This window comes from Salinicola endophyticus (assembly GCF_040536835.1).
GTDB classification, from domain to species: domain Bacteria; phylum Pseudomonadota; class Gammaproteobacteria; order Pseudomonadales; family Halomonadaceae; genus Salinicola; species Salinicola endophyticus_A.
The window spans coordinates 3,858,420-3,873,386 of the sequence record NZ_CP159578.1 but is presented as its reverse complement, the minus strand read 5'-3'; the positions used below and the strand labels follow the sequence as shown (position 1 = coordinate 3,873,386).

The 14,967-nt window shown below is 61.6% G+C and carries 13 protein-coding genes and 1 tRNA gene; 6 read left to right on the top strand and 8 right to left on the bottom strand.

The genetic code is table 11. The annotated features are described in order from the left end of the window. Window positions 1-512: 512 nt before the first annotated feature. The 3 genes from poxB to ABV408_RS17510 all read right to left on the bottom strand — a co-directional run bounded on the left by poxB (window position 513) and on the right by ABV408_RS17510 (window position 4,698). Window positions 513-2,237 (bottom strand): ubiquinone-dependent pyruvate dehydrogenase, encoded by a 1,725-nt coding sequence (gene poxB, locus ABV408_RS17520; RefSeq protein WP_353980164.1) that lies wholly within the window; start codon window positions 2,235-2,237, stop codon window positions 513-515. A gap of 159 nt (window positions 2,238-2,396) precedes the next feature. Next, window positions 2,397-3,422: a PDR/VanB family oxidoreductase gene (locus tag ABV408_RS17515; RefSeq protein ID WP_353980163.1), complete on the bottom strand. Its 1,026-nt coding sequence runs from the start codon at window positions 3,420-3,422 to the stop codon at window positions 2,397-2,399. A gap of 190 nt (window positions 3,423-3,612) precedes the next feature. Continuing rightward, a complete protein-coding gene (locus ABV408_RS17510) occupies window positions 3,613-4,698 on the bottom strand; it encodes an oxygenase MpaB family protein (RefSeq protein WP_353980162.1) in 1,086 nt (361 codons plus the stop codon). Window positions 4,699-4,886: 188 nt separating this feature from the next. Here ABV408_RS17510 and ABV408_RS17505 point away from each other — a divergent pair, with 188 nt between their 5' ends. Beyond that, the gene (locus ABV408_RS17505; protein WP_353980161.1) at window positions 4,887-5,129 is read left to right on the top strand and encodes a hypothetical protein; all 243 of its coding nucleotides are present in this window, start codon (window positions 4,887-4,889) and stop codon (window positions 5,127-5,129) included. A gap of 131 nt (window positions 5,130-5,260) precedes the next feature. Here the strand turns inward: ABV408_RS17505 and ABV408_RS17500 are convergent, their stop codons facing one another. After that, window positions 5,261-5,830 (bottom strand): helix-turn-helix domain-containing protein, encoded by a 570-nt coding sequence (locus ABV408_RS17500; RefSeq protein WP_353980160.1) that lies wholly within the window; start codon window positions 5,828-5,830, stop codon window positions 5,261-5,263. 120 nt (window positions 5,831-5,950) lie between these two features. Between ABV408_RS17500 and ABV408_RS17495 the strand changes: the two genes are divergently transcribed. Next, window positions 5,951-6,766, top strand: coding sequence for an oxidoreductase (locus ABV408_RS17495; protein WP_353980159.1), 816 nt, complete (start codon window positions 5,951-5,953; stop codon window positions 6,764-6,766). A 151-nt stretch (window positions 6,767-6,917) separates the two neighbouring features. Here ABV408_RS17495 and ABV408_RS17490 read toward each other — a convergent pair whose 3' ends face one another. From ABV408_RS17490 to ABV408_RS17480, 3 genes are all read right to left on the bottom strand, one after another. Beyond that, window positions 6,918-7,394, bottom strand: coding sequence for a hypothetical protein (locus tag ABV408_RS17490; protein ID WP_353980158.1), 477 nt, complete (start codon window positions 7,392-7,394; stop codon window positions 6,918-6,920). 118 nt (window positions 7,395-7,512) lie between these two features. Then, the gene (locus ABV408_RS17485) at window positions 7,513-7,707 is read right to left on the bottom strand and encodes a hypothetical protein (protein WP_353980157.1); all 195 of its coding nucleotides are present in this window, start codon (window positions 7,705-7,707) and stop codon (window positions 7,513-7,515) included. Continuing rightward, window positions 7,704-7,931 carry a hypothetical protein gene (locus ABV408_RS17480; protein WP_353980156.1) on the bottom strand — a complete coding sequence of 76 codons (228 nt, stop codon included), beginning with the start codon at window positions 7,929-7,931 and terminating at the stop codon, window positions 7,704-7,706. The genes ABV408_RS17485 and ABV408_RS17480 overlap by 4 nt, the downstream gene beginning before the upstream one ends. 473 nt (window positions 7,932-8,404) lie before the next feature. On the opposite strand from ABV408_RS17480, the gene ABV408_RS17475 reads away from it, so the two are divergent. Both ABV408_RS17475 and ABV408_RS17470 read left to right on the top strand, forming a co-directional pair. Next, window positions 8,405-9,553: an AI-2E family transporter gene (locus ABV408_RS17475; protein WP_353980155.1), complete on the top strand. Its 1,149-nt coding sequence runs from the start codon at window positions 8,405-8,407 to the stop codon at window positions 9,551-9,553. A 90-nt stretch (window positions 9,554-9,643) separates the two neighbouring features. Then, entirely contained in the window at window positions 9,644-11,164 is a 1,521-nt protein-coding gene (locus ABV408_RS17470) for an efflux transporter outer membrane subunit (protein ID WP_353980154.1), read from the top strand. A 72-nt stretch (window positions 11,165-11,236) separates the two neighbouring features. Here the strand turns inward: ABV408_RS17470 and ABV408_RS17465 are convergent, their stop codons facing one another. Continuing rightward, on the bottom strand, window positions 11,237-12,817 hold the full coding sequence (locus ABV408_RS17465) for an EAL domain-containing protein (protein WP_353980153.1): 1,581 nt from the start codon (window positions 12,815-12,817) through the stop codon (window positions 11,237-11,239). 134 nt (window positions 12,818-12,951) lie between these two features. On the opposite strand from ABV408_RS17465, the gene ABV408_RS17460 reads away from it, so the two are divergent. Together ABV408_RS17460 and ABV408_RS17455 are read left to right on the top strand one after the other, a co-directional pair. After that, a tRNA-Thr gene (locus tag ABV408_RS17460) sits at window positions 12,952-13,027 on the top strand. A 524-nt stretch (window positions 13,028-13,551) separates the two neighbouring features. Beyond that, the gene (locus tag ABV408_RS17455; protein WP_353980152.1) at window positions 13,552-14,247 is read left to right on the top strand and encodes an ROK family protein; all 696 of its coding nucleotides are present in this window, start codon (window positions 13,552-13,554) and stop codon (window positions 14,245-14,247) included. Window positions 14,248-14,967 lie beyond the last annotated feature (720 nt).

Sequence of the window (14,967 nt, the reverse complement as noted above, 5' to 3'; positions counted from 1 at the left end):
TTCAGCATAGGTAAACTTTGGGACTGGCGTGTGACGCTGACGATAGTTTCTGACTACCATCTCGTTTGGCTGACGCTATGCCACCGCACGCCAGCGACAGCGTGTGGCTGGCACCAGTCCGCTGGGCTGAGGCTGGGCGCGCTGCGGCTGGGATTCAGGCTTTCAGCCAGCCATAGAGCAGTCGGCGAGGCAGGAAATCAGCCGCCGCTCTCGCCATGCTGCCGCGCTTAGTCCGCCCATACAGACGCGAGCGCAACACCAGCCAGTGCGGTTTCGATCATCAGTTCGTGATCGTGTAGGGCGACCGGACACCCCAAGCTAGACGGATTCCAGCAGGCGCACTCCCGTTCCCACAGGCGATCCGCATTGTCGACGTCGAGCAAATAGCGTGCGCAGCTGGTGAAATCGGCCGAGCGGGCGTCCGCTCGAGCCCATGGAACTGCGGGCGGTGACGTGACCTGCAACGGGAGATGCTACCGGCCGTTCATCGGCGCCGCTCGCCGCTGCGTGCGTCACCTCAGCAGGTTTGCCTTGGCCAATTCAACAACCTCGTCGCCGCGTCCATTTAGCACAGCCTTCAGCATGTATAGAGTGAAGCCCTTGGCCATCTCAGTCGTCACCTTCGGCGGCATAGCCAACTCCATGCGTTCGACGACGGCATCGATCAGGACGGGGCCGTCATGGGCCAATGCCTCCGCGATTTTGCTCTCGATGTCGGCGGGATCTTCGACGCGGATGCCCTTGATCCCGACCGCCTCAGCCAGCGCTGCGAAATCGGGATTGTCGAATCCGGTGCCGAAATCGACGAAGCCCGAGGACTTCTGCTCCAGCTCGATGAAGCCGAGTGCGTTATTGTTGAAGACGACGATCTTCACCGGCAGCTTTAGCTGCTTGAGCGACAGCAAATCGCCCATTAACATCGTGAATCCGCCATCACCCGACAGCGAGATGACCTGGCGCCCGGGATGCGCTGCCTGAATGCCGATCGCCTGCGGCATCGCGTTGGCCATCGACCCGTGCCAGAAAGATCCGATCAGCCGGCGCTTGCCGCCCATCGTGAGATAGCGCGCGCTCCACACGGTCGGCAGGCCGACGTCAGCCGTGAATGCCGCATCTTCACTTGCCATCTCACTCAACACGCGAACCACGTGCTGCGGATGGAGCCGCCCGCCCGGACGCCCCTCGGCCAGCTTGTCGAGGGCGGCGCGCGCCTCGGTATAATGATCGACGGAAGCGCGCAGATGCCGATCGTCACGCTTCTCGGCGATCTTCGGCAGCAACGCGGCGAGCGTATGCTTCACGTCACCGATCAAGCCTTCCTCGACCGAGGTGCGGCGGCCGATCGATTCCGGCCGGATGTCGATCTGCGCGATCCGCGCGTCCTTCGGGTAGAACTGGCGGTAGGGGAAATCGGTCCCAAGCATCAGCAGTGCATCGCAGGCGCCCATGGCATAGTAGCCGGATGAGAAGCCGATGAGGCCGGTCATCCCGACGTCATAGGGATTGTCCCACTCGATATGCTCCTTGCCGCGCAACGCGTGGACGATCGGCGCCTTGAGCGCTGCGGCTAGCGCAACGACCTCGTCATGCGCGCCCTCGACGCCCCCGCCGCAGAGCAGGGTCACTCGCTGCGATTCGTTGAGGAGGGTCGCGAGACGATCGAGCACGTCTTCGGGGGGAATGATGATCGGCCTACGCGGCTTCAGGGACAGCGGCTGCGGCGCGCTCGCGACCGAAATCTCATTCAGCGCAACGTCACCAGGGATGACCAGCACCGAGACACAGCGCTCCGCGACGGCCCGCCGGATCGCCATTTCTATCGCGCGCGGCATCTGGTCCGGGCTGGAGACGAGTTCGCAGTAGCCCGAGCATTCGCGGAACAGCTCCTGCGGATGCGTCTCCTGGAAATAGCCCGAACCGATCTCGGCTGACGGGATCTGTGCGGCGATCGCGAGCACCGGGACGCGCGAGCGATGCGCGTCGAACAGGCCGTTGATGAGGTGGAGATTGCCCGGACCACAGCTACCCGCGCACACCGCAAGTTCGCCGGTCGAGTGGGCTTCGCCGGCGGCGGCGAAGGCGGCCACTTCTTCGTGACGGACATGCAGCCAGTCGATGCCGCCCTTGCGACGGAGTGCGTCGGTGAAGCCATTGAGGCTGTCGCCGACGATGCCGTAGATCCGCTTAACCCCAGCGGCCTTGAGGGTATCGACTATTTGGTCGGCTACGGTTGTCATCGATACTTCCTTTAAACGTGCAACATCGGCTGTTGCAGCATTCGAACTGGCGGCGCGCCCGGCACAAGAACTTTCGACGGGCGCGGCCGATCGCTAAAGCCAATTGCCATGGCTAAACCTCCATGTCCCTAGGCGCAGGCCGGGGAGCGGGGCGGGCAGTCAAAGAGCGAGAACGATCTTTCTGGTTTTTGATCTGCTCACGCAGATCATCATCCGTCCGCCATCTGCGCGCGCTTCGTCCGTGTACCATTGATCGCGATGCGCCGGTATTCCGCCGAGCACCGCGACCTCGCAGGTTCCGCACACGCCCTCTTCGCAGGAAGTGGGATAATCGGGGAGGATCTGCCGCACATGGTCGAGGATCGTTTCATGCGGTTCCACGGTGAAGCTGTGCCCGCTAGCGCGACATTCGACCTCGAAAGCCGCATTCGGACGGATCCGTTCCGCGGTTTCGCCCTCACACACGGGTTCAGGATGCTCCGCAGCGACTTCCGTCCTCTGGTCGTCGAAGTCCTCTATGTAGAACCGAACCCCCTTTCGCTTCGAGACGATGTCCCCGGCCTCGTTCATGAAACCGGTGGGACCGCACGCATATACGGCTTCCAGCTTGTCTTCACGCTCGAAAAGCTCGGCAAGCGACTGGCGGCCGGTTTCGCCGCTGACATATACGTGCAATTCGGCATTTGCCTTGTCTGCCAATGTCCGAAGTTCGTCGATAAAGGGCATTTGATCAGGGCTTCGGACGAAATAATGGCATTTCCACGCAGCGTCGCTGCCATCGAGTTCGCGAAGCATCGAGAGGATCGGCGTAATCCCGATACCGGCTGCCAGAAAGGTATAGTGCGACGCCTGCTTGATCGGAAATCGGTTGATCGCCGGATAGATGTCGACATCGGTGCCCACATGGAAACGGTCGCGAATGGATAAGGAGGCCGATCCCGGATCCTGGAGAATCTTTACCGCGATCCGGTACTTCTTTTGATAATCGCCATCGATCAGCGAATAGGATCGCAATCCGCAGCCGGGAATCTCCACGTCGATATGCGCGCCGGGCGTCCAAGGCGGAAGATATTCGGCACTGAACTCGATCAGCAATACATTCCTGGCAATTTCGTCACGTCGCGTTATCTTCGCCGGGATACGGGTGAGTACCATGTTTCTGCTGGACATTGCCATTTCAGACATCGTGATTTTCCTATGGTGTGCTCATGTGAGCACCTCGATTCACCACTCGCGATGATTGCTTGCGACCATCTGCGGAAAGCAGTCAACGCCCCACATGCGCATCTTCATGAAGTATCGGGCAACGGTGCAACGAAATAAGTCTATCGTCGCAGCCGGTGCGGCCCGATCTCCACGCTATTGACTTGAGTAATCAATGCACCCCTTTCATGAGTGCGCGCGCTGACGCAATCAGCTCTCGAGCATCTGGGCCCCAGAAAAGATCGATCGCGCGCCGCTCGACATCTGGCGATTCCTGCCTGGCCCGGATTTCCGGTAGCGCAGCCTTCAAATTCTCTGCCTCTTCCGCCCTTTTCGCTTCGTCCCAGCCAGCTCCCCAAATCTGAAGATAAGTTGGATAAGAGGCGATGACCAAATTCGTCGGCTTGTTGAAGAACTCGTCCAAGACATCGACGGCCATCTGCTGGGTGGGGTGCCAATTTTTCTTGATCTGTTCCTGAGTGAGTACGGCGAAGTCCTTACCGGATTCAGGCATGATATACATCGTGTCCGTCTTTTTGAAAAGCTCCTGATATTTTTCAAAAAGGGCATCAACCTCCGCGATCGTCTGAGGGATTTCCTCTTCCGGCGCTCCCACAAGACGCAGATATGCCGCCGATTCCGCGACATACTGGTCGCGTTCATGATCCGGAAGCCGCTGCGGGGGGGAATCGCCATGCCAGGCGAAGTGTTCGTACGTCCACAGCATCCCCATCATCTCGGTCAGGGCCGCCCACATCACGTCACGGGGGCCATCGGCGTGGTATTCGCCCAGTTCCGGTTGCCCGACATCGATGATGCCGCCTTTTACATGATCATGAAGCGCATGCAGGTGCGCCCACATGGTTTCGGCAGTACGCGTATCACCGAACCACATCGGCGCATGAAGACCCGAATTGCGCTGAAAGCGGTTGAAGGAATCGAACGCGGTCAATGTCCCGGCGCGAACCTGGGTCGCAAGCGGATCGGCATCGCGGACACCGGCGACCACCGGCTTGTACATCAGCTGCATACTGAATTGCGCCGGTGTCTGGTAGATGACGGTGGCGGGATGCAACAGAACCTTCCACACGACACTGGAAGGGCCGAACAGGCCATAGTCCGGCGTGCCGTCTTCATGGTTGCGCTGGCCAGCTGCAACCGGTACCCCCAGCCTGCGCCATCGGGACGGATTTCCCATCATCTTTTCTTCCGTAAGGACGAAATCTTCCGACGAACTCACTGCATCTTGTTCGGACATCTCAAGTTCCTCTGGCAAGGTTACCTACAAATCGCTCGCTCACAGGCCCGCGATCCTCCGACGAAGCGCGGTTCGAGCGATCTTGCCACGCCGGCGCATCGTCCTGTCTTGGCTGCTGCCCATCACCCATATTCCCATTCGGGAATATGGGTGATGTAGGGCATTCCGTCAAGCGCGCAAGGGGTGGCGTGGCACATCATCGCTTTGATCGCGAAGTTGTGACAGGCGTTGGCATAGTATCTGAAGGTCAGTTTTTTCCGCCGAGGCATCCGCAAAATGTTCGGTTGCGCGGCAAACGAGGACGGCTCGACCTTGGGCAGATCATAGAGGCCGCACAGGCTTTCGATCTCGAATTGCTGACGATCCGATCAATCGCCACCGCGATGAACGTGGATCGGAAAGCGCTCAATTATCAGGTGAAGGATCGCTAGGCACTGCTCAGCATCGTGGCGCATAAGACGTGTTCGGAGGCTTGCCCCTCAGAAGCCATTCGCGCCGCCAGTGACACCTTGTTGACGGCGTGTTCCTTTGGCTCTGATCAAAGCTTCCTTAGCCTAATCAATCATCGAAGCGATGCGACAATCAGCGTAATCTCAAGATCGATCATCCGGCGCAGATCATCGGTGTCCACGGCGATTTCCTTCAGCGATCGAAAGGTTGCGGTCTTGATACGGGCCAGCAACCGAACGTCGATATCGGGCCGGTTGACATGCGCCGCCATGATGTCCGCGAGCAGCGCCTCCATGGCGGTATAGGCTTCCTGAACCGCCGGTACGCTGAAATCGAACAGGTCGCGCGCGTCCGGCATCGCATGGACGAACTCATACCCGCGGACGATCCAGTCGACCAACGCGAACCGCAGCTTGGCGTCCAGGGTTTCATGCTGGTCGAGTTCCTGCCGGATCGCCGCTATCGTTTTTGCGATTGCGTGGCGGATGACCGCATCGAACACGTCTCTCTTGTTGCGAAAGAGCGGATAGAGCGCCGTGCGCGACATGCCGACCGCCTGCGCGAGATCCGCCATCGACGTTCGTGCAAATCCGTATCGTGCGAAGACGATCGCTGCTGCTTCGACGATTGCTTCGCGCTTGCCCGTATAGGGCGGGGTCGTTTCGCTGGTCTGGGTCATCATATTTCGCCGATTGATCCTGACATATTTGCAAATAATGTCAAAGTGTCTATATATATACCACCGGGGAGGGGAAATCCTTGTCCCGGGTCACCCTCGACCCAGCTATCCACGGAGCACAACATGGCAAAGAAAATCTGGTTTGTAACAGGCGCATCGCGCGGCTTCGGCCGTATCTGGAGCGAAGCTGCGCTCAAGCGCGGCGACCATGTCGTTGCAACCGCACGCAAGCTGGACGATGTCGCCGATCTTTCCGCCACTTACGGTGACGCGGTTCTGCCGCTTGCCCTCGACGTCAACGATCGGGACGCTGTATTCGCTGCGATGAAGCAGGGTCACGAGCATTTCGGCCGCATCGACGTCGTCATCAATAATGCCGGTTACGGACAGTTCGGGACCATCGAGGAAGTCGCTGAGAAGGAAGCGCGCGCGCAGTTTGAAACGAACGTCTTCGGCGCCATCTGGGTGCTTCAGGCAGCGCTTCCGATCATGCGGGAACAAAAGAGCGGCCATCTGCTGACCGTCACCAGCATCGGCGGTCTCGTCAGCCTGCCGACGGTGGGCGTGTATAATGCCAGCAAGTTCGCGATGGAGGGAATCAACGATGCCCTGGTGCAGGAAGTGAAGGATTTCGGCATCAAGGTCACGATGATCGAACCGTCGGGCTATGCAACCGACTGGGCCGGTCCATCGGCCCACCGTGCCGACAGCATCGCCGCGTATGACGGCGTTCGCGACGATTTCGTTGCCTCGCTATCCGGCATGAAGCGCGGCGATCCGAATGCGACGGCCGACGCCATTCTGAAGGTGGTCGATGCGGACGAGCCCCCACTGCGGTTCATGCTCGGCAGCTTCGGTCTGGGGATGGTGAAGAAAAGCTATGAGCAGCGCATCGCCGAGTGGGAAGCTTGGTATCCGGTTTCTGCCGCGGCGGAATAACCCTTTGGGAGCAGGGCCTTGCTTGCCGAAAAGGCCTGCTCGACCCAAGTTGCAGTCGGGGCGGCAAGCGTAACGATACGCTTGCCGCCCCGATGGGCGTGTGGCTGGCACCAGTCCGCTGGGCTGAGGCTGGGCGCGCTGCGGCTGGGATTCAGGCTTTCAGCCAGCCGTAGAGCAGGCGGTAGAAGGCCTCTTCGCTGAGGGTGTCGTACTGGGAGAGATCGCGGCGCTGGCCATACTGCAGATCGGAGAAGCGGTAAGCGCCCTCGGCTTCGACCACCTCCTTGATGTCATCCTCGTCGGTGGAGGCGTAGAGCAGTACGCGATGGCCGGAGAGATACTGCTCTTCGGGTTTCAGGTGCAGCTTGCACGCGCCCATGGCGACGGTCTGCTCACGCAGGGTGAGTTGATAGGTCTCCTCGAAGCGGATCAGGGTCTGGGTCGTCTCCGCGTAGTGGATCTCGACCCCGTCGAGGGCGAGTGACTCGATCCACTCGGCGACACACTGCTGTAGTGCCTCCAGGCGCAGGCGTAGATCCTCGAGCCCCTGCTCGAATTCGAGGCGCCGCTGCTGGCTTTCGACGACCGCCTGCTGAATCCCGGTTCTCAACTGCTCGATATCGGCCATGGCTGGACTTCCGTGGAGTGAGTGACCCCTGGGGGCCGTGCAGACAGGGCCCCATAACAAGAAGCCGCCCAGGTTAGGCGGCTTCTCGGTATTACCCCGTTCACGCTCGGCGTGGCCTTCAGGCAGCAGCGGGCTGGCGGTTGTCCGGCGAGCGCTGCATCGCTGTCAGCGCTCGCTCCAGATCCAGCGCCTTGCATTTGAAGGCGCTGCAGTTGGCGCAGCAGACGTTGGCACCCTCTTCTGCCTTGATCGGCAGGTGAAACTGTCGATGACCGCAGATGGAGCAGGTGAGATCCAGCGTGACCGTGATCATGTCCTGCCACTCCGATGTTCGGCGCGGGCCATCTGCAGCGACAGCGAACGTGCCAGGTTGAGGGTGTGCAGCAGGTAGTTGGGGGTTGCGATCTCCTGCTGGTGCCCATAGGTATCGATGAAGTCACCGCACTCGATGCAGGTGATTTCGTCCCAGGCCTGATGACATTCAGAAGAAGCGGTTTGCGTATTTCCGCAGCGGGTGCATGAAATCCGGTGTTCCATGGTCAGCCCTCCTTGGCGTCGATGTCCGGTCTTCCTGACCGGTGATGAGTGGCGGCAATCCTTGCCATCGCACCCGGTGTCCTTACCGGGTTGGCCACCTGGGGTGGCCGCTGCGACAGGTGCAGAATGGCACAGCGTTTCTTGCTGTACAAGACTTGTACTAGTGTCGAAAGGTCGTAGCGCTTATCCTGGGTTAACATTACCCTGCCAACCACTTGAATTGCTTGATATATTCTGTGGGGATAAATCAAAAAATCAATGCTGACGGGCGGTTGCGTCCAGCAATTCGGAGCGATGGATACGCCGCCAACAAGCTGTACAACAGCTGATTTCCGCGCGTGTCGAACCGATGTCCGGTGTCCTCGTTGGCCATACTGGCGGGCTCTTCGGGTGGTCGACGGTCGATAGGAGCGGCCACGCAGGCCGGGTTACGGCTATGCTTGGCGTGTCATTTAGCGGAGCCTGTCGATTCCATGAGTTCATTGAGCCAGCACAAGGCGTTCATTCTGCTGTTGACGGCGGTCTCCATCGCTTTCGTATGGCTGCTGCTGCCGTTCTATGGCGCGATCCTGTGGGCCGTCATTTTGGCGATCCTGTTCCAGCCGATGCACCGGCGGCTGAACGCGCGGTTGGGGCAGCGGCCCAACACCGCGGCTTTTTTCAGCGTGCTCGCCTGCGTGTTCATCGTCATCATTCCGATGTCGTTGATCTTCTTCTCGCTGTTGCGCGAAGGGGCGAGCCTCTACCAGCGGCTCGACCAGGGCGATATCGATTTCAACGCCTACATCGCGCAGTTCCGCGATTCGCTGCCGCCTTCCGTGCAGGGCTGGATGGGCGATGCCGGCATCGGCAGCTTCGCCGATCTGAGCCAGCGGCTGGCTTCGGCACTCGAGCAGGGCAGCCAGCTGATCGCCAAGCACTTGCTGAGCGTCGGCCAGAACACCCTGCAGTTTCTGATCAGCTCGGGGATCATGCTCTACCTGCTGTTCTTCCTGTTTCGTGACGGCCGCAAGCTGGGCCAGCAGATCCGAGCCACGGCGCCGCTCAGCGATGCCTATACTTCGCGCCTGATCGAGAAATTCACCGCGGTGGTGCGGGCCACGGTCAAGGGCAATGTGATCATCGCCATGGTGCAGGGGGCGATCGGTGGGGTCGCGTTCTGGCTGCTGGGGATCGAGGCGGCGCTGCTGTGGGGCGTGCTGATGGCGTTTCTGTCGCTACTGCCGGCCATTGGCTCGGCGATCATCTGGGTGCCGGTGGCGGCCTATCTGCTGCTCAGCGGCGATTACGCCAAGGGCTCGATCCTGGTCTTCGTCGGCGTGGTGGTGATCGGGCTGGTGGATAATCTGCTGCGGCCGCCGCTGGTGGGCAAGGAGACCAAGCTGCCGGACTATGTGGTGCTGATCTCCACCGTCGGCGGCATGACGCTGCTGGGGATCAACGGCTTCGTGCTGGGGCCGCTGATCGCGGCGCTGTTCATGGTGTCGTGGTCGCTGTTTCGCTCCGAAAAGGAGGACGAGGAGCGGCCGCTCTCCGGTGGCGGTGACATCACCACCGAGGCTCGCCAGCACCAGCCATCGCACGCCGCGCCAAAGGCGCAACAGGGCCATCGGGAGAGCTAGCGGCGTCGAGACCGCTGGAGCCGATGGTGGCTGCAAAATCAGGATGATGCCCGGCCCGCCAGGTCGCCGGGCAGGCAAGTGGGGACAAGGATGTCGTTACACCAGGGAAAGGGGCGGCCGGTACCTCGGGTACTGGCCGGCGGGCTGATGCTGACACTCATGCTGCTGGCGGGGTGTGCCAACTATGCCGGCATCTCGCCACAGGCGACGCTGACGCCGCTCAGCCGGCTGAGCGCGCAGCAGGTACTGGGCGACACCCCGATCACGCCCGCAGCGTGGCCCGAGCGGGCGTGGTGGCGCGGGCTCGGCGACCCCGAACTGGATGCGCTGATCGATGAGGCGCTGGCGGATTCGCCGGATATCGATGCGGCACGCGCGCGTTTGCGCTCGGCCAATGCGGCGATTGCCAGTGCCCGGGCCAGCGGCCTGCCGAGTGTGGACGGCTCGGCCCAGGTGTCGCGCGCACGGGTCTCGGAGGTGCAGGACCCGCGCGGTCAGGGCAACTTCTACTCCACCACCCGCAAGCTGATGCTCTCGTTCGACTACGACCTCGACCTATGGGGCGGCAAGCGGGCCGCCTGGCGCGCGGCGGTGGGCGAGGCCCGGGCGCAGGAGATCGAGTTTCATGCCGCGGCGCTGACGCTCTCGGTCGACGTGGCGCGGGCCTATGTCAGTCTGGCCCACGCCTTCGAGCTGCGCGATATCGACAACCGCCAGCTCGACCGCGCCCAGCGGATCGACGCGATCAATCGCGAGCTGCAGCGGGCCGGGCTCGACAACCAGCTGCAGAGCCTGCAGTCCCAGGTCACCGTCGCCAATGCGCGGCAGACGCTGGAGGCCGCCGAGCAGTCGATCCGCAGCCAGCGTATCTCGCTGGCCACGCTCCTGGGCAAGGGGCCGGATCGCGGCCAGTCGATCCCGCGGCCGCGGGATCTGGCGCCGGCGATCGCCGCGCTACCGAGTGTCATCCCCGCTGAGCTGATCGGGCACCGCCCCGACGTGGTGGCGGCGCGCTGGCGGGTGGAGGCCGCCTCCCAGCGCATCAAGCAGGCCAAGGCGAAGTTCTATCCCAATCTCGACCTGACCGCGATGGCCGGCTTTCAGTCGCCGCTGGGGGATTACTTCTTCAGCGAAGCGGCGAAATCGGCCAGCGTGACGCCGGCGATCTCACTACCGATCTTCGAAGGCGGGCGGCTGCGCGCCAACCTGGAGAGCAGCGATGCCGACTACGATCTCGCCGTGTCGCGCTACAACGCGACACTGGTCGAGGCGCTGGGAGAGGTGGTCGACGACATCACCACACTCGACTCGGTGGCTCTCCAGCGCCAACGTCAACAGCAGGCGGTGGCCAGTGCCCGAGATGCCTATGCGCTGGCCGACGAGCGCTACCAGGCGGGGCTGGCCAACTATCTCGATGTGCTCAGCAGCGAACAGCAATTGCTCAGTGCCGAGCAGAGCCTGGCGCAGCTCACCACCCAGCGCCTCGACCGCTCGGTGCAACTGGTCCAGGCCCTGGGCGGCGGGTTGGCGCTGGATGCGGCGGTGCCCCACGCACCCGGCGGCGTTCCGCAGGCGCCGGATCCGGCGGTGATGGCCAGTATGCAGCCGTGATTCGCCGGCGTTGCGGCGTGGTGGCATCACCGGCGTTGTGTCGGCGCCAGCGATATCCGTGGCAGCCGCGCGCTAGCTCAGATCGGGGCAGGCGCCACGGCTTTCACTGGCCGCGCGGCTGGGCGGGCTCTTGAGGCGCGCCAGTATATCGCGCAGCGGGGCCGGGCGGGCGTAGAGGTAGCCTTGCAGGTAGCGTACGCCATGGTTGCGCAGATAAGTGTTCTGGGCGGGAGTCTCGACGCCCTCGGCGATCACCGTCAGTGCCAGGCGCTGGGCCAGATCGACGATATTGTCGAGCAGATGCCGCGAGAGAATGTCTTCGTCGGCCATGGTGACATAGCTGCGGTCGACCTTGAGATAGTCGACGCGGAAATGGCGTAGGTAGTCGAGCCCGACGCTGCCGGTGCCGAAATCGTCCAGGGCGATCAGAATCCCCATCTCGCGCAAACGCTCGAACAGCCGGAAGGTGTGCGGCGTGGCCCGGAACGGCTCGCGTTCTGTCAGCTCCAGCACCAGCGTGATCCGCCCCGGCGGAAAGGTATCGAGAAAACGCTGGCAGTCGTCGAGCAGCCGCCAGTCGTGGCAGTGCGCGGCTGAGAGGTTGAAGCCGATATGGAAGCCATGGGGCAGCTCGGCCAGGCGAGACGTCAGCTCGCTGGCGACTCGATGCATCAGGGCCTGGGTCAGCGGCACGATCATTCCGCTGCTCTCCGCCAGCGGGATGAACTGGTCCGGTGGAATGATGCCCTCCCCGGGGTGGCGCCAGCGCACCAGAACCTCGGCACCGTTCCAGCGGTCGGTGTCGGCATCCACGAACGGTTGGTAGTAGGGCACGAACTCGCCATCGCGCAGGGCACGCTCCAGCTCCTGCGCCGGCGAGCGGCGTTTGAGCATCAGCCAGAACATCAGCGCGCCACACAGGATCAACAGCCCCAGGATGGGCAGAAAGTCACTCTCCAGGGTGTGCCACAGGCTGCCCGGGGCCAGCGTTGCGCGCAGCCGGAACGGGTATTGGCTGGAGAAGCGCTCGGGGATCGTACCGTTGGCATCCCAGGGCGCCGGAGAGACGGTGCCGTCAGAGGCGAGTTGATAGTCACCGATCTGCAGTTTCAGCGTCAGGTCGCGTTCCGCCAATTGCAGGACATTGATCACATACTGGCTGTCGATACCGGCCAGCACGCTCCCGCCCGGGCTCGGCAGTCGGAACACGATCACCGCCCGCTGTGGTGTGACCTGGTTGCCGGCCATCAGGCGCAGACGCCCGGCACTGTAGTTCTGGCTCTGCTCTGGATATCGCCCCGTACCTTGCAGAGAGGTGCAGTAGATCTGGCCATCGCTCACGAGATTGAGCGAGCGTACGAACGGTGTAGCCATGCTCTGCTGGCGCAGCGCGAACACCGCCGACTTGCACGGGGCGCCGACCAGATAGCGCACCTGGTGAGTAGCGACTTCGGCATAATCGAAGATCGACTCCACCTTGCGCATGGCGTAGTCGAAACTCTCCTGGGTTTGCGCGGTCAGCTCGCGCTCCGCCTGCCAAAGCATCAGCGGCACGCCCACCAGCACCGGCGCGAGCGCGGCGAGTAGCGGAAATGTGAATTGCCGAGCCTGCTTGGCAAAGCGAAAGCGGAGACGATAGGGGGCGTGAGGCATGACGGCGGATTGTTGTCATTTCGCCATCAATAGCACGTTGCCCCGCCGAGGGCCAGGCAAGTGAAAATCCACAGCCGGCACCCGCGTTTACGCTTGTCCCCGTGGCCCCGCCTGATTATGATAGGCGCCGCCTGGCCGGTGTAGCTCAGTCGGCAGAGCAACGCATTCGTAATGCGTAGGTCGGTGGTTCGAATCCACTCACCGGCACCAAAATGACCCGTGAAAGCATGGGTTCAGGCATCGAGAAAAGTCACCTTAGGGTGGCTTTTTTCGTTTGGGGCCGCCCACTTTATCGGGCCTCGTGTAAGGTCCTGCTTTTCTCCCTCAGATATCCAATGCTCGACGCCTTCAGGCTACCTGGGCCCAACCGCAGCTAAGCTCATCCCGGGCGACCACCCGCTGCCTTCGCGTCGGCAAAAAACTTTCCGTTCATGCAACGGAAGTCGTGTTGCGCTTCAAGCAGCCAGCGGTCGCCTTGCTCGATGATGGAGAGAAGACGGGCATGGAGAAATGGCGCATCATGAACGCCTGATCGGCGACGTCATGGCCTTTGACCGCCAGCTGCTCGCCCATAAGGATGCCGCCGAACTCGCGTAGAAGATTGTCGGGCCGGCCCCGGACGACACGTCTGCGCTACCGTCATACAAGCCCGGCACCTGAGGACCTGACGACATGCAGGGCCTCGCACTGTTCGGTGGTTGGGTCGATCCTGCCTACAGGCCGGGGAAATCATGATGAGCAAACGTAATGCCAAGGGCGCGGACCTTGTCGTCCTCGCCATCGACATCGGCGGTAGCCATGTGAAGATCCGCTCCAGCGCCGGTGGCGAGAAAAAGAAGGCCGACAGCGGCAAGTCGATGGGTGCGGGCGATATGGTCGCCGCCGTCGAAGACATGGCCAAGGGCATGCAATATGACGTGGTCGCCATGGGCTACCCGGGGCCGGTTGTCCATGACAAGCCGCTTCATGATCCTGCCAATCTCGGCGCAGGATGGGTCGGTTTCGATTATGCATCCGCCTTCGGATGCCCGGTGCGGATCGTCAACGATGCGCTGATGCAGGCCATCGGCTCCTATCAGGGCGGACGTATGCTGTTTCTCGGTCTCGGCACCGGGCTTGGCGCGGCGATGATCGTCGAGAATGTCGCCCAGCCGATGGAGATTGCTCACCTACCCTATCGCAAGGGCAAGAGCTACGAGCACTATGTCGCCGAGGCGTATCGCAAAAAGAAGGGCAATAAGAAATGGCGCAAGCGCGTGTTCGATGTCGTTGAATGCCTCTCCGCAGCGCTTGAGCCCGATTACATCGTCATTGGTGGCGGAAACGTTGAAAAGCTCGACACGCTCCCGCCGAAATGCCGGCGCGGCGAAAACGCACTCGCCTTCGATGGCGGGTTCCGCCTCTGGAAGGATGAAGACCTGATCGTGTGAACTCTGCAGCTTTTGGCGTGATGTCGAAGAAGGCTATCGCGCCAAGGGCGACATCACGATCCGCGGTTTGCTGTTGCGCGAACAGCCAAACCTGAATTCGCATGAGTTTATCGTTTGCGCGCCGGCAGGCATTCAACGACAGCCGCCGGATGGCAAGGGTTGCTCTCGCCAGGGGGGCTGCCTTCGGTCAATTTCGTTGTGAGAGTCGTGTCGACGGAGGCGCGGATGCTCCGTGGCTGCCCCCTCGTCTGGCGCAGACACACGGGAGGGGCCTCGCTCTATATGCCTTTCATCCGCTATCAATTTTCTGATGCCTTGGTGCTTCTAAGCTGCCTGGGCGGCAGCGCACTCAACATCGTCTCTATAAAGCAATGCGTGCGCTGGCCTCCGGGTAGCGCACGCGTCCCGTCGTGCCGCCATGGGTGAGCCTTCTTCTCCGCCCTTGAAAGGCGGGCCAACTTTTTTGCTTTTAGCCCTTGCCAAGGCCGGTGTGGATCCGTAGAGTACGCATCCGCTGACGCCGAGACAGGTTCTCGGGGTTGGTGGAAAAGCTAGCTAAGCTGTTGAAAAGATTGAAAAAAATCGATTGACACTTAGCCGCGGAGGTAGCAGAATACGCGCCTCGCTTTTCCAGGATCGGTTCTCAGGCGGCAACGTGAACCGGGCAAGGGTCGACAAGAAAGACGTTGACATCTTCGCCAAGATCCTTAAAATACGCCT

What these genes read in the sequence shown, in the direction of transcription:
- ABV408_RS17500 (WP_353980160.1), bottom strand. Translation starts at nt 5,830, where the DNA reads ATGATGACCCAGACCAGCGAAACGACCCCGCCCTATACGGGCAAGCGC.
- poxB (WP_353980164.1), bottom strand. Translation starts at nt 2,237, where the DNA reads ATGACAACCGTAGCCGACCAAATAGTCGATACCCTCAAGGCCGCTGGG.
- ABV408_RS17490 (WP_353980158.1), bottom strand. Translation starts at nt 7,394, where the DNA reads ATGGCCGATATCGAGCAGTTGAGAACCGGGATTCAGCAGGCGGTCGTC.
- ABV408_RS17470 (WP_353980154.1), top strand. Translation starts at nt 9,644, where the DNA reads ATGTCGTTACACCAGGGAAAGGGGCGGCCGGTACCTCGGGTACTGGCC.
- ABV408_RS17475 (WP_353980155.1), top strand. Translation starts at nt 8,405, where the DNA reads ATGAGTTCATTGAGCCAGCACAAGGCGTTCATTCTGCTGTTGACGGCG.
- ABV408_RS17485 (WP_353980157.1), bottom strand. Translation starts at nt 7,707, where the DNA reads ATGATCACGGTCACGCTGGATCTCACCTGCTCCATCTGCGGTCATCGA.
- ABV408_RS17515 (WP_353980163.1), bottom strand. Translation starts at nt 3,422, where the DNA reads ATGTCTGAAATGGCAATGTCCAGCAGAAACATGGTACTCACCCGTATC.
- ABV408_RS17495 (WP_353980159.1), top strand. Translation starts at nt 5,951, where the DNA reads ATGGCAAAGAAAATCTGGTTTGTAACAGGCGCATCGCGCGGCTTCGGC.
- ABV408_RS17510 (WP_353980162.1), bottom strand. Translation starts at nt 4,698, where the DNA reads ATGTCCGAACAAGATGCAGTGAGTTCGTCGGAAGATTTCGTCCTTACG.
- ABV408_RS17465 (WP_353980153.1), bottom strand. Translation starts at nt 12,817, where the DNA reads ATGCCTCACGCCCCCTATCGTCTCCGCTTTCGCTTTGCCAAGCAGGCT.
- ABV408_RS17480 (WP_353980156.1), bottom strand. Translation starts at nt 7,931, where the DNA reads ATGGAACACCGGATTTCATGCACCCGCTGCGGAAATACGCAAACCGCT.
- ABV408_RS17455 (WP_353980152.1), top strand. Translation starts at nt 13,552, where the DNA reads ATGAGCAAACGTAATGCCAAGGGCGCGGACCTTGTCGTCCTCGCCATC.